General features: G+C 36.5%; 10 protein-coding genes and 1 pseudogene. 8 read left to right on the top strand and 3 right to left on the bottom strand.

Features of this window, described 5'->3' with window-relative positions:
* The first annotated feature begins 9 nt into the window (after positions 1-9).
* Positions 10-1,017, top strand: coding sequence for a type IX secretion system membrane protein PorP/SprF (locus P176_RS0110230; protein ID WP_026754621.1), 1,008 nt, complete (start codon positions 10-12; stop codon positions 1,015-1,017).
* Positions 1,018-1,139: 122 nt separating this feature from the next.
* On the opposite strand, the gene P176_RS0110235 is transcribed toward P176_RS0110230, so the two are convergent.
* On the bottom strand, positions 1,140-2,159 hold the full coding sequence (locus P176_RS0110235; RefSeq protein ID WP_026754622.1) for an SIMPL domain-containing protein: 1,020 nt from the start codon (positions 2,157-2,159) through the stop codon (positions 1,140-1,142).
* Positions 2,160-2,368: 209 nt separating this feature from the next.
* On the opposite strand from P176_RS0110235, the gene P176_RS0110240 reads away from it, so the two are divergent.
* The gene (locus tag P176_RS0110240) at positions 2,369-4,528 is read left to right on the top strand and encodes a histidine kinase (RefSeq protein ID WP_026754623.1); all 2,160 of its coding nucleotides are present in this window, start codon (positions 2,369-2,371) and stop codon (positions 4,526-4,528) included.
* A gap of 2 nt (positions 4,529-4,530) precedes the next feature.
* Here the strand turns inward: P176_RS0110240 and folK are convergent, their stop codons facing one another.
* On the bottom strand, positions 4,531-5,679 hold the full coding sequence (gene folK / locus P176_RS0110245) for a 2-amino-4-hydroxy-6-hydroxymethyldihydropteridine diphosphokinase (protein WP_026754624.1): 1,149 nt from the start codon (positions 5,677-5,679) through the stop codon (positions 4,531-4,533).
* Between the two features lie 69 nt (positions 5,680-5,748).
* Here folK and P176_RS0110250 point away from each other — a divergent pair, with 69 nt between their 5' ends.
* The 5 genes and pseudogenes from P176_RS0110250 (at position 5,749) to rpsU (ending at position 10,540) form a co-directional block, all read left to right on the top strand.
* The gene (locus P176_RS0110250) at positions 5,749-6,453 is read left to right on the top strand and encodes a queuosine precursor transporter (protein WP_026754625.1); all 705 of its coding nucleotides are present in this window, start codon (positions 5,749-5,751) and stop codon (positions 6,451-6,453) included.
* Positions 6,454-6,619: 166 nt separating this feature from the next.
* Positions 6,620-7,114, top strand: a pseudogene (locus P176_RS20830) (AsmA family protein); the annotation flags it as partial.
* A 291-nt stretch (positions 7,115-7,405) separates the two neighbouring features.
* The gene (locus tag P176_RS0110260) at positions 7,406-9,313 is read left to right on the top strand and encodes an AsmA-like C-terminal region-containing protein (protein WP_369793782.1); all 1,908 of its coding nucleotides are present in this window, start codon (positions 7,406-7,408) and stop codon (positions 9,311-9,313) included.
* A 140-nt stretch (positions 9,314-9,453) separates the two neighbouring features.
* Positions 9,454-10,317, top strand: coding sequence for an RNA polymerase sigma factor RpoD/SigA (locus tag P176_RS0110265; protein ID WP_026754627.1), 864 nt, complete (start codon positions 9,454-9,456; stop codon positions 10,315-10,317).
* A gap of 28 nt (positions 10,318-10,345) precedes the next feature.
* Positions 10,346-10,540, top strand: a complete 195-nt coding sequence (gene rpsU, locus P176_RS0110270) for a 30S ribosomal protein S21 (protein ID WP_026754628.1) — start codon at positions 10,346-10,348, stop codon at positions 10,538-10,540.
* Positions 10,541-10,612: 72 nt separating this feature from the next.
* Here the strand turns inward: rpsU and P176_RS0110275 are convergent, their stop codons facing one another.
* Positions 10,613-11,407: a DUF2797 domain-containing protein gene (locus P176_RS0110275; RefSeq protein WP_026754629.1), complete on the bottom strand. Its 795-nt coding sequence runs from the start codon at positions 11,405-11,407 to the stop codon at positions 10,613-10,615.
* A 52-nt stretch (positions 11,408-11,459) separates the two neighbouring features.
* Between P176_RS0110275 and P176_RS0110280 the strand changes: the two genes are divergently transcribed.
* Positions 11,460-12,986 (top strand): GH3 auxin-responsive promoter family protein, encoded by a 1,527-nt coding sequence (locus P176_RS0110280; RefSeq protein ID WP_026754630.1) that lies wholly within the window; start codon positions 11,460-11,462, stop codon positions 12,984-12,986.
* Positions 12,987-13,043: the final 57 nt, after the last annotated feature.

The following is a 13,043-nucleotide window of genomic DNA, read 5'->3' on the forward strand; positions in this document are numbered from 1 at the left end:
CAAAGAGACATGAAATTAAAAACGTATTGGTTAATAGCAAGCCTAGCATTATTCACACAAATTGGAGTTGCCCAAGAGGGATTACCAATTTATTCTGATTATTTAACAGACAACTATTATTTATTACATCCCTCAATGGCAGGTGTGGCGAATTGTGCCAAGGTTCGGTTAACAGCAAGAGCCCAATGGTTTGGTCAAGATGAAGCACCAAACTTGCAAACGTTGAGTGTGAATAGTAGAATTGGAGACTCGCCTTCAGCAGTTGGAGCGATTGTTTACAATGATAAAAATGGGTACCATTCTCAAACAGGAGCTTATTTGACTTATGCGCATCATTTAATGTTTTCTAGAAATGAAATTGATTTAAATATGTTATCCTTCGGTTTAAGTGCTGGATTTATTCAATACAAATTGGACGAAACAGAATTTTTAGCAGATGGGTTTGATCCTATAATTGATGGGATTGAGCAGAGTGCTACAAACTTCAATGTAGACGTTGGGTTTTCTTATCATTTGATCAATTTCTATGCACATGCTACGGTTAAGAATCTATTGAACAATGATGGTGTTAATTTTAATGAGCAAGGATTAAGCTATCAAAACTTAAGAACTTATATCTTTTCTGCAGGAAATACCTTTAGTAAATATAACAGTGATTATAGCTTTGAGCCTTCTGTGATGTTTATGTATAGAGATGCCACTGAGGAAGCGTCATTTGATGTTAATATGAAAGTTTATAGAGAAATGGACTTCGGTAAAATTTGGGGTGGTTTATCTTATAGAAGAAGTTTAGATGGCGCAGAGTTTCAAGATGGCTCTGGTGTGAGCAGCCAAAAATTACAATACTTCACACCATTTGTTGGTGTGGATTACAATAACTTCGTATTTGCTTATACGTATTCTTATCAGGCAAATTCAGTAGTATTCAATAATGGTGGGTTCCATCAAATTACTTTAGGTTATAACTTTAACTGTAGAAAAGAGAAATTTGAATGTAACTGTCCAGCGATTAACTAAAAACTAATGCTCTAATTTAAAAAAAGTCTCGATTCACGTCGAGACTTTTTTCTTTGTAACCTCACTATTGTTCTTGAATTCTCATTTCCGAAGAAAATAAAAGACACTTACAAGAAGGTTTATTAGTGGTCTGTTTCTAATTGTTTGATATCTAAGGTTCCGTTTGGAGACACCACATAATATTTATGTTTGATCTCAGTTTTGGTAATTGACTCAGGTTTTGACTCTTTTGGTTTTGGTGTATACTGTAAACGGATGTTCATCCCTATTTGAACCACGGGCTCAAGAATACTTGGATTGATCACCAGATCATAATTTTCATAGGAGAGCGGTTGGTAGTAGTAGGAGGTTTGTTTTTTGGCAGAGGTAACACCCTTCTTTTTATTGATGGCTTCAAATGAAATGCTATTAAATGCTTGATAGCTTTGGTAAAAGTCTTTTGGAAAATAGCAGTATTGGTCATCTGCAACGGCTACATTGTAAAGCTCCAAATCAAACCCCAATAGCTTATAATAGGCCTTTTTATCTTCGATAACATTGAGGAGTTTGGTCTGAAGATTCTTATAGACTTCAGCAATGTTATCAATAAAGTAGTCCACTTTTACCAAGTTATAGATTTCACTTTGGGCACATGCTGTTAAAATCATTTCAAATTGATTGGTCTTCGTAAATTGAATATGCAGATTCTGTTGAAGCTCAAAGCCATTAGGAACTTCAGTATAGGTTTTACTAAAAAGCTTTTTTTGAACTTCTATTTCATAGTTGGGAACAAAAGAAATAACGTCTATAGCGATATCCTCTGCCATGATACCAATGGTCTTTAATCTCGCTTTGACTTTGTCTATACGTTGACTCACTAAGAGGTTGGTGCTATCTGCGGTATGGCCTATTTGTGAAATATTAAAGATGGCGGTATAAGTAGTAGCTTCAACATTTTGAAGCGCCTTTACATCAATAAATACGGTATTGCTGGGGTTTAGGGTTTGATTGATTTGCTGCTGTACGGTAGGATTGTACAAATTGGCGTTTCCAGAATGTAGTACATTTTGTCTCGAAATATGTTCATAATTGCCTTTGTGCTGCGCAAAAGTACCGTAAGACGAAGTGATTGCGAAAATGATAGTCATTAATACTGTTCTCATTGAAGTTTGGATTTATGGGTGAATGGTAAAGCTAGTCTGTACTTTTTTAAGAATAAAGCCAGAATGAGCGACTACCATTTGCAATTGAGTAAGGACGACTTCTTGTTGAGTAAACGCCTCTTTTGAGATCTAAAAAGCTCGTATTTCATAATTTGACATTTTATTTATAAGATTAAAGTGTGTAAGTTTAGTCCGTTTAAAATCCATGAATGAGGCACTTATTTAAATACTGCACGGTTATCATCTGTTGTTTCATCTTCGGAAATTTGAGCGCTCAGCAACAAAATGACCGGGAGGAGAATCCGTTATTGACCATTCGCGGCTCTATTAGGGAAAGCGACAGCTATGATCCCATTTCAAAAGTGAATATTGAGGTTAATGGTGGCGCTTATGCTAGAACCAATATGGATGGAACCTTTATCATACAAGCCAGAAAAGGGGATCAATTGATCATTAGGCATAAGGATTTTGAAACGGTTTATTATACCATTACATCTGATGAGCGGATCACGGTTGAAGTTGAACCTGCAGAAGAAGATCCATTAGACAATCAACCAAAGTATAAAAGAGAGGTCCAGTCTTTTAATGCGCTTATGGATTCTGTAGCGGCTTATAAAAAGAAAGACGTAGAGAAAAGTATTGCTTTTGTTGGTAAAGCTCTTTCAGAAAGTAATTCCCAGAATCAAAATGCAGAAGCCTACACCATTTTAGCGGAAGTCTATATGTTCTGGAAGCAATACGATTTGGCCGTCACCAATTATAGATTGAGTCTTCAAAATAGAGCGACCAATGAGGCCAAACTAGGTTTAGGTAAAGCATATCAGCTTAATAAAAATTATCAAGAGAGTTTAGAAACGTATAATGCCATTTCAAAAGCGCAGTTGAGCAACTATCAAATGGTCATGTTGTATGAAGGTTTGGGAGATACGCATTTTGCGATTAAAGCTTTTGAGGCAGCCATTACAGCCTATAAAAAAGGGCTAGAAGTGGCTCAAGATCATTTGATCTCGCCAAAGGAGGTTGATTTAAATTCAAAAATTGCCCAGGTTTATAACGCTAGTGGTAGCGTGAATAATGCCGAAAAATTCTTCGGAAATGCTATGAGTCTGGCCACTAAACAGACCAAGAAAAGAGCGCTGGAGGAAAAAGTAACGGTGGCCGATTTTCAAAATACAAACCGAAATTATTCTGAGGAAATTAGACTAAGAAATGAAATTGTTGAAGGTGTGAAAGATGCCGAAAAGGATTCCATTATCGAAAATGAAAGTGCGCTGACCTTGCAAAAGCAAAATTATAAGATTGGGTATGCGTATTTTCTTCAGAAGAATTATGATAAGGCCATACCCTATTTAGAGAAAAGTATTGAAGAGGCTGAGGCGAGAGAGGATTTGGTAGTTAAAAAAGATGCGTCTAGAAAATTGTCTGACGTATATGCCGATGCTGGAGATTTTGAAAAGGCAAAATTGGCCTTTGAAGATTATAAGGTCGCTGTAGATGAGCTCTATTTTAAAAGAGAGCAAGAATTATCCCAAGCAGATCGGTTTAGACGAAATCTACAAGAACAGCAAAACCGCATAACCAGTCTTGAAAGTGATCGTGCGCTTACTAGAAGCTTGGCTAGCGAACGCAGTAAAAACCAACAATTGATTATTTACTCTTTGATTATTGCAACGGTATTGCTCTGTTTCACTGCTTTTTTTATGTACAAATACATCAAGCAACAACGTCTGGCCAATAATTTGTTGTCTTTAAAATCGTTGCGAAGCCAAATGAATCCGCATTTTATTTTTAATGCGCTCAACTCGGTCAATAGCTTTATTGCGATGAATGATGAACGGACGGCAAATAAATATTTATCAGATTTTTCACAATTGATGCGATCGGTTTTAGAAAATAGTGAGGAGGATTTTATTCCGCTTGAGAAGGAGATTGAGTTGTTAGAACTCTATACCAAGTTAGAACATTTCCGTTTTAAAGATAAATTTGATTATGACATTGTAATTGATGATCGTGTGTCTATTGGAGCGTATCAAATTCCGCCTATGCTTTTGCAGCCCTACATTGAAAATGCGGTATGGCATGGTTTACGCTACAAAAAAGAGAAAGGCTTTTTACGTATCGCCATAGAAAAGAAAAATGATTCAGAAATCATGATTAGCGTTACAGATAACGGGATAGGTAGAGAACGCTCAAAAGCCCTAAAAACAGCAAACCAACAGAAACAGAATTCAAAAGGGATGGGCAACATCAAGAAGCGGGTGGCTATTTTAAACGCTATGTATAAAGATAAAGTAGAGGTGTCTATATCCAATTTTCAAGACGATGAAGACTGTGGGACTAATGTTACAGTAACTTTAAGGAAGGATTGACCTTAAACTATTGTGGAGTTGATCTCTCCTAAAATCCACAGATAGTCTTTTCGATTGCTCACAAAATCCCGATTTGAGATGTCTATGATTTTAACGTTGAGTTCAGTTTGATTCTTTAAAAAATTCAAGTACCCGGCGTTGATGCTTTCTAAATAGGTATCCTCGATATGTTGTTCATAATCGCGACCTCGTTTTTTGATGTTTTCTTGCAAACGCGTGGTGTTTTGATAGAGATAGATATAAAGGTCAGGTTTGGCAATATCTTTATACATGAGGTAAAACAGCTTTCGATACAGCTTAAATTCATCCTCGGGCAGGGTGATTTTTGAGAAAATAAGGGATTTAAAAATATCATAATCACTAACCATAAAGTCCTTAAATAAGTCCAATTGAGATAAATCATCACTTATTTGTTGATATCTATCGGCTAGAAAAGACATTTCTAGGGTAAAGGCATACCGTTTGGGCTCTTCGTAAAATTTAGGTAAGAAGGCATTATCAGCAAAACGCTCTAAGATGAGTTTGGCATTAAAGTCATTTGCTATTTTATGAGCCAAACTTGTTTTGCCGGCACCAATATTTCCTTCTATGGCGATGTAATTATAACTTGAAAAGTTATAGGTTTTATTAGGGTTTTTTAGCCAAATACTTATAGGCTCTATGGCACTTTCATCTTTACAATGTTTAAGCAGGTCTCCTATTGATGATTTGCGTAGAGGATGGATTAATTGCGATGCAATATCTGCTAAAGGTTGTAATACAAACTTACGCTCTTGTAATTGAGGATGAGGAATCACAAGCGTGTCAGTGCTTATGACGACATTGTTGTAAAAGAGGATGTCTAAGTCAATGGTTCGAGATTCATAACCGGTTGTCATTTTTGGTTGGCGGTCTAATTTGATCTCAATATCTTGAAGGCTGCTTAGCACTTCATTTGCAGAGTGAGTGGTCTCAACAGAAATACAAGTGTTTAAAAAGTCGTCTGCATTGGTCTCTGGTGCAAATCCCATAGCTGGGGTGCTATAGACTCTTGCTATTTGTGCTATACGACCTACATTTTGAAACACTAGGTTTAAGGCATCCTGAAGATATTTCATTCGGTCGCCTTTATTGCTGCCAAGGGCAATATAAACAAGGTTGGTTTCTTCCATAATTTGGATCAAAATAACTAAAAGAATACCACTTTCCCTTATCTTTAGCATAACTATTTATTCACATTTATGACCCTTAAAGACAAACTCGCCGCTCAAAAGATCTATCTTTTTCTGGCTGCGCTGTTTATCACTTCATTAGTGGTGTCTAATTTGATTTTTCAGAAGTTTTTTTATTGGTATCCATTTGATATTGAAATTTTCGGAACCAAACTGTTTGAGATTTCTGTAGGTGTTTTGCCTTATCCCATTACGTTTCTCATTACAGATTTAATTAGTGAGATTTACGGGAAGAAACGAGCCAATCAAGTGGTTATTGCTGGGATATTTGCCTCATTGTTTTCACTGTTGATCATACTTGTGGCCAACCATGCCCCGGCAACGTCATGGTCTTATGTTGATGATGCCATGTTTACGACGGTATTTGGCAACTCGGCAATTGCTGTTTTTGCTAGTATGATTACCTATTTGTTTGCTCAATTTGTAGACATTCAGATTTATCACTTCTGGAAACGTGTGACCAATGGCAAAAAATTGTGGCTCAGAAACAATTTTTCAACGTGGTTTTCACAATTTGTAGATACCTTTACCATTCTCTTGTTGTTGTGTTCTTTTGGGATTATTCCCTGGGAAAATTTCAAGGGACTTTTGATAAGCGGTTTTTTGTTTAAAGTGATTATTGCTCTTTTAGATACGCCGTTTTTGTATTTGGGCGTGTTTATTTTCAAGAAGCGTTTTCATTTAAGAACCAATGAGGAAATAGAGCTTATATAGTCTGAAATGCAACGGCTTGACCATCGGTTAAAGTTTTATTAAACTTTTGTTTTAAATCAGCTAAAAATATATCCTTTACGTAACTATTTAACAAACCAGAACATTTCCGAAGAGATACGTGTTATAGCCAAAACAGGAATTTTTAGAAATTGTAAATTAATTTTAGATGAAAAAAGTATTCAAAATATTAGGGATAACCATTGTCGTTATCTTTTTACTTTTAGTGATTGTACCATTTGCGTTTCAAGGTCAAATTAAAGACTTGGTTAAAAAAGTCATTAATCAAAACTTGAATGCCAATGTGGAGTTTAGCGATGTGAATTTGAGTTTTATTCGCAGTTTTCCGCAGGCACATGTTAATGTTGATGATTTGGTGATCACCAATTTTGAGCCTTTTAAAGGAGAAACTTTTATGAGTGCTAAAAATATCGCTTTCACTATGTCTATTAAAGAACTCTTTAAAAATGCAAATGAGGAGCCAATTATAGTAAACTCCATAGAAATTGACGAAGCATTATTGACCTTGATGACCGATTCTTTTGGAAACAGTAACTGGGACATCACCAAAGAAACCACAGCGCAAACGTCTTCAACCTCTACAGATGCCAGTGGCAGTTTCTCTTTTGATATTGAAAAATATGCTATTAATAATAGCGCGCTCACCTATATAGACGAGGTGTCTCACATGCAAATGTACGTTACAGAGCTCAACCATTCTGGGAAAGGAACGTTCTCTGCAGAAACGTCACAATTGGACACGAAATCGAGGGCTAACGTGAGTATGACTATTGATAGCACGCAGTATTTAGACAATAATAAGGTAACTTTAGATGCCTTGATTGGTCTTGATTTAGAGAATCAAAAATATACCTTTATGGATAATAGAGGTTATATTAATAAGCTGCCCTTACAATTTGAGGGTTATGTACAGATTATAGAAGAAGGTCAAGATATGGATATTACCTTTGAGAATCCAGAATCTTCGTTTAAGGATTTCTTGGCCGTGATTCCTGAGAGTTATTCAAAAAACATTGAGAATGTTGAAACTTCTGGTGATTTTAAAGTCCATGGGATTATTAAAGGCAAGGTTACCGAGACCACCATACCTACATTGGATATTAGTATCAAGTCTAATAATGCCTCGTTCAAATATCCCGATTTACCTAAAAGTGTAAATAATATAACGATTGATACTGCTATAAAGAATACAACTGGCAATGTTGATGATACCTTTGTTGAGATCAAAACATTGGATTTTATGATTGATCAAGATGTGTTCAAATCTTCGGCAACCATTAAAAATTTGACTAAGAATATGTTGGTAAGCGCCGATGTTGATGGGACGCTTAATCTTGCCAATCTCTCTAAGGCTTATCCTATTGATTTGGAAAAAGAGCTAAGCGGCATACTCAAAGCTAAACTGAGTATGGCATTTGATATGGATGCGATAGACACCAATGCTTATGACCGTATTAAGGCTAGTGGGACCATGAACTTGAGTGATTTTTTGTTTTCTTCGGAAGCCTTAGCCAGTCCCTTGCAAATTAGTAAGGCAGATATGAATTTTAATCCCTCTACCGTCACCCTAAATAGCTTTGACGCCAAAACGGGTAGTAGTGATTTTAAAGCGACGGGTACCATTAATAATTTGCTCGGTTTTATGCTAAGTGATAAAAAGCTTCAAGGAAACTTTAAGGTCGACTCCAACAATTTTGTGTTGGCCGATTTTATGGCAGCATCAGAAGCCTCTACATCTGCAGCAAATACAACGGAGCAGGAGCAGAACACAAGTGCCAAAAGTGCAGAAGCGTTTAAAATTCCAGACTTTTTGGATTGTACGATCAACGCCAACGCAAAAACGGTGGTCTATGATAATCTTACCCTTAAGAATGTTACAGGTACCTTAGCCATAAAAGATCAAGAGGCAAATTTGCAGAACTTGACCTCTAATATTTTTAACGGTGTCTTAGCGCTTACGGGTAAAGTGTCAACAAAGACAGATACGCCTGTATTTAATTTAGATTTGGGTGCTGATGGGTTTGATATCGCACAATCTTTTCAGCAAATGGATTTGCTTCAAAACTTGGCGCCAATTGCTAAAGTGCTTCAAGGAAAACTAAATACCATTATAAGTCTTCAAGGAAGTCTTAATAACGAAATGTCACCAAACTTAAGTTCTATCTCTGGAACGGCTATGGCTGAATTACTAACAACAAACATAAATCAGGAGGAAGGCTCATTATTGAGTAAACTAGATGGTGCCTTAAATTTCATTGATTTCAGTCAATTAAATTTAGACGATTTAAAGGCCAACCTTGAATTCGCGAATGGACAAGTGAACGTGAAACCGTTTACTATTAACTATAAAGATATTGATATGGTAGTCTCTGGCTCACATGGCTTTGATAAAACACTATCTTACAATGCCGTTTTTGAAGTGCCAGCGAAGTATTTAGGCGGTGAGGTCAACCGATTAATAGGAAAGATAAATGATAGCGAGGTGAATAATATCACCATACCTGTAACGGCAAATATCACAGGTACATATACAAGTCCTCAAGTAAAAACAGATTTAACTAGTGGTGTCACTAGTTTGACTAAACAATTGATTGAAATAGAGAAGCAAAAACTTATTGGTCAAGGAACCGATAAGATAAAAGACCTGTTAGGAGGGTTTTTGGGCGGTAAGACCACTACCCCAAATTCTCCACAAGATCCTAAAACAACAACAGATTCTACAACCGTAAAAACCGATACGCTTACCACTAAAACAGATCCCGTAAAAGAAGATGTTAAGAATGTTTTGGGTAATCTTTTAAAGAACCGTAAGAAGCAAGCAGATACCACTAAAAAGAACTAAAAACAAGGGTAAACGTTAATAAAAGCCTAAAAGTTCGTTCTTTTTAGCTGATTTTTGTAAATGAATGGGCTTTTATTTGCTTTTGTCAAAATAAAAGTTACATTATACTCTTGCAAACATTTTAAAACAAGATAGAATATATGAGGCAGTTAAAGATTACAAAGCAAGTTACCAACCGTGAATCCAAATCACTAGATAAGTATCTACAAGACATTAGCAAACTCCCAATGATTACCGCCGAAGAGGAGGTAGAGTTAGCACAGCGCATTAGAGAAGGAGACCAGCAGGCTTTAGATAAGCTTACTACGGCCAACTTACGTTTTGTGGTATCTGTAGCCAAACAATATCAAAATCAGGGATTAACACTTCCAGATTTAATTAATGAGGGTAATGCAGGTTTAGTAAAAGCAGCCAAGCGTTTTGATGAAACACGTGGTTTTAAATTTATATCTTACGCCGTTTGGTGGATTAGACAAGCAATTTTACAAGCTTTAGCTGAGCAATCTCGTATAGTTAGATTACCTTTGAACAAAATTGGTAGCATTAATAAGATTAACAAAGCGTTTTCTTATTTAGAACAAGCTCATGAACGCCCGCCAAGTCCGCAAGAAATTGCAAAGGAGTTGGATATGACGGTTTCCGAAGTGAAACAATCCTTAAAAAATTCTGGGCGCCATTTATCTATGGATGCACCATTAAAGGAAGGAGAAACGTCAAGTTTATATGATGTTGTAAAATCTGGTGAATCACCAAACCCAGATAGAGAATTAATGTTGGAGTCCTTAAATGTGGAAATCAATAGAGCGCTAGATACGCTATCACAAAAAGAAAGCGATGTTATTCGTTTAAATTTTGGTTTAAGTAATGAGCCACCAATGACCTTGGATGAAATTGGTTTAACCTTTGATTTAACGCGGGAACGAGTAAGACAAATTAGAGAAAAAGGCATCAAGCGTTTACGCCAAGAGTCTAAAAGTAAAATATTAAAAACCTATTTAGGATAGACCTAAATCTATAACCATTAGAAGTATCATGATTAAAATTTTAGTAAAAGATGGCGAAAGTATAGAACGTGCTTTAAAACGCTATAAGAGAAAACATAGAAATGTAAAGACGATGCAGAACATTCGTGAAAACCAGTTTTTCACTAAGCCATCTGTAAAACGCAGACGCGAAATTCAGAAAGCTGGATATATCCAAAACTTGAGAGATCAAGAGGATATATAACGAGTTCTTGTTTTAATATATGTAAAAAGCACATCTAAAGGATGTGCTTTTTTTATGTGTTGATGTTGGGGTTTAGTCTATTGTAATTTTTACAACCAAGCCTTCATTGCCTCTAATGTTAAATACAGTATCATCTTCAAAGATGAGGTATTGTCCCTTTATGCCAACTAACCTTCCTTTAAAAGATGTTTCTTTTTCAAGATTTAAGCTTTTGGGTTTTTCCGGATAATGATTCACAGGAAAAAGAATATTGGTTTCGGTATTGGAAGCGATAAAATAATCAAGTGCTTCATCAGGGATGAACTGCTTTAATTTTTCCCGCCACTCTACTAAATTTTCATCCTCAATATCATTTTTGAGCATTTTGCGCCAATTGGTTTTGTCTGCAACGTGATCTTTAAGAGCAACTTCAGTAATCCCCGCAAGATAGCGGTTTGGGACTTCAACAATTTCAATAGCTTCGTGTGCACCTTGGTCAATCCATCTGGTAGGAACTTGTGTCTTTCTCGTCACACCAACCTTAACGTTACTGGAATTGGCTAAATAGACCACATGGGGTTGTAGCTGCACCTTTTTTTCATACTCCAAATCTCGATCTTCTTGATCCAGGTGTGCCGTGCTTAATTCTGGTCTCATAATCCAATCTGCAGCTTGAGGAATATCAAAAAAACAGCTTTTGCAAAAGCCTTGTCTGTAGATGGGTTTGTTTAATCCACAATTGAGACATTGATGTTTAATGAACTCTAAAGACAGCGTTTTGCCCAATATTTGGTTAAGGTTCAGGAAGTCATTTTCCAATATTAAAAAATATTGAATGGGCTCTGCGAACTCCGTTTGCATCTTTCTTAAAACGCCTTGATAGTACATAGGGAAAAAAGTGTTATTTTTATTGAACTTAAAAGTTAAAGATACCAAAATAATGCCGATTCCATTAGTCAATTCAATTGCTTCATGGTTTTTGAAAAAGCGGTTTCACCAAATCGATTTATTTTTAAAATACCCGAATGAAGTACAAAACGAGTTGCTGTTTCACCTGCTATCAAAAGCAAAAGATACTGAAATTGGCAAGCAATACGAGTTCAGTTCCATTTCTAGTTATCGTGAGTTTTCTCAACGTGTTCCTGTTTCCAGTTATGAAGATTACCAGAATGTTATTGAGCGTTCTAGGAGAGGCGAAAACAATATCTTTTGGCCACATCCTATCAAGTGGTTTGCCAAATCCAGTGGCACCACCAACGCCAAGAGTAAGTTTATACCCGTAAGTTCAGAGTCTCTAGAAGATTGTCATTATGCGGCAAGTAAAGATTTGCTGTGCATGTATTTAAGCAATAATGAAGATTCTCAACTGTTTACAGGAAAGAGTCTGCGTTTAGGTGGTAGCAAGGAGCTGTATAAGGAGAATGGCACCGCATTTGGAGATTTATCTGCGATTCTTATTGATAATATGCCCTTTTGGGCAGAGTTTAGTAGTACGCCAAGCAGTCGTGTTTCCTTAATGAACAATTGGGAAGAAAAGATGCAGGCAATTGTTGAGGAGACGAGATATGAAAATGTCACAAGCCTTGCCGGCGTTCCTTCTTGGATGCTCGTGCTTTTGAATAACGTTTTAGATGCTACGGGTAAAGACAGCTTGTTTGATATTTGGCCAAATCTAGAAGTTTACTTTCATGGTGGTGTGAGCTTTGTGCCTTATCAAGATCAATACGAAGCTATTTTACCTCGGAATAATTTTAGGTATTACGAGATTTATAACGCTTCGGAAGGATTTTTCGCTATTCAAGATCGAAACAATAGCAGTGAGTTATTGCTTATGTTGGACTATGGGATTTTCTATGAATTTATTAGTATGGATGCTTATGGGACTTCAAATCAAAAAGTAATCCCACTGAGTGAGGTGGCTTTAGATACTAACTATGCTGTCATCATTACCACCAATGCAGGGCTTTGGCGCTATAAAATTGGCGATACCGTAAGATTTACCTCGATTAACCCATATCGTATTAAGGTTTCTGGACGCACAAAACATCACATTAATGCCTTTGGCGAAGAACTCATCATTGAAAATGCTGAGGATGCCCTTAGAAAAGTGTGTGCCATTACTAATGCCGAAATTGTAGATTACACGGCTGCTCCCATTTTTATGAAAGGAAAAACGAAAGGATCTCATGAATGGCTTATTGAGTTTAAGACCGAGCCTAAAGACTTGGAAGCATTTAATGCGCTTTTGGATCAGACACTGCAATCCATCAACTCTGATTATGAGGCGAAACGCTTAAATGATATGACGCTTGTATTGCCGAAAGTGCATGCTGCAAGATCAGGATTGTTTTACGATTGGTTAAAACAGCATGATAGAGTTGGAGGTCAACATAAGATTCCTAGACTTTCTAATAGCAGGGAATATCTTGATGAGCTATTGGTGTTAAATACTGCGCAGGTTCTATAATTTTCTGAAATAGTTTTTTACTCTTTTTCCCGACGAATGTATTATTCACATACCTGA

This window comes from Sediminibacter sp. Hel_I_10, from assembly GCF_000688335.1.
Lineage (GTDB): Bacteria > Bacteroidota > Bacteroidia > Flavobacteriales > Flavobacteriaceae > Psychroserpens.

What these genes read in the sequence shown, in the direction of transcription:
- rpsU (WP_026754628.1), top strand. Translation starts at nt 10,346, where the DNA reads ATGATTAAAATTTTAGTAAAAGATGGCGAAAGTATAGAACGTGCTTTA.
- folK (WP_026754624.1), bottom strand. Translation starts at nt 5,679, where the DNA reads ATGGAAGAAACCAACCTTGTTTATATTGCCCTTGGCAGCAATAAAGGC.
- P176_RS0110280 (WP_026754630.1), top strand. Translation starts at nt 11,460, where the DNA reads ATGCCGATTCCATTAGTCAATTCAATTGCTTCATGGTTTTTGAAAAAG.
- P176_RS0110250 (WP_026754625.1), top strand. Translation starts at nt 5,749, where the DNA reads ATGACCCTTAAAGACAAACTCGCCGCTCAAAAGATCTATCTTTTTCTG.
- P176_RS0110265 (WP_026754627.1), top strand. Translation starts at nt 9,454, where the DNA reads ATGAGGCAGTTAAAGATTACAAAGCAAGTTACCAACCGTGAATCCAAA.
- P176_RS0110275 (WP_026754629.1), bottom strand. Translation starts at nt 11,407, where the DNA reads ATGTACTATCAAGGCGTTTTAAGAAAGATGCAAACGGAGTTCGCAGAG.
- P176_RS0110240 (WP_026754623.1), top strand. Translation starts at nt 2,369, where the DNA reads ATGAGGCACTTATTTAAATACTGCACGGTTATCATCTGTTGTTTCATC.
- P176_RS0110260 (WP_369793782.1), top strand. Translation starts at nt 7,406, where the DNA reads ATGGATATTACCTTTGAGAATCCAGAATCTTCGTTTAAGGATTTCTTG.
- P176_RS0110235 (WP_026754622.1), bottom strand. Translation starts at nt 2,159, where the DNA reads ATGAGAACAGTATTAATGACTATCATTTTCGCAATCACTTCGTCTTAC.
- P176_RS0110230 (WP_026754621.1), top strand. Translation starts at nt 10, where the DNA reads ATGAAATTAAAAACGTATTGGTTAATAGCAAGCCTAGCATTATTCACA.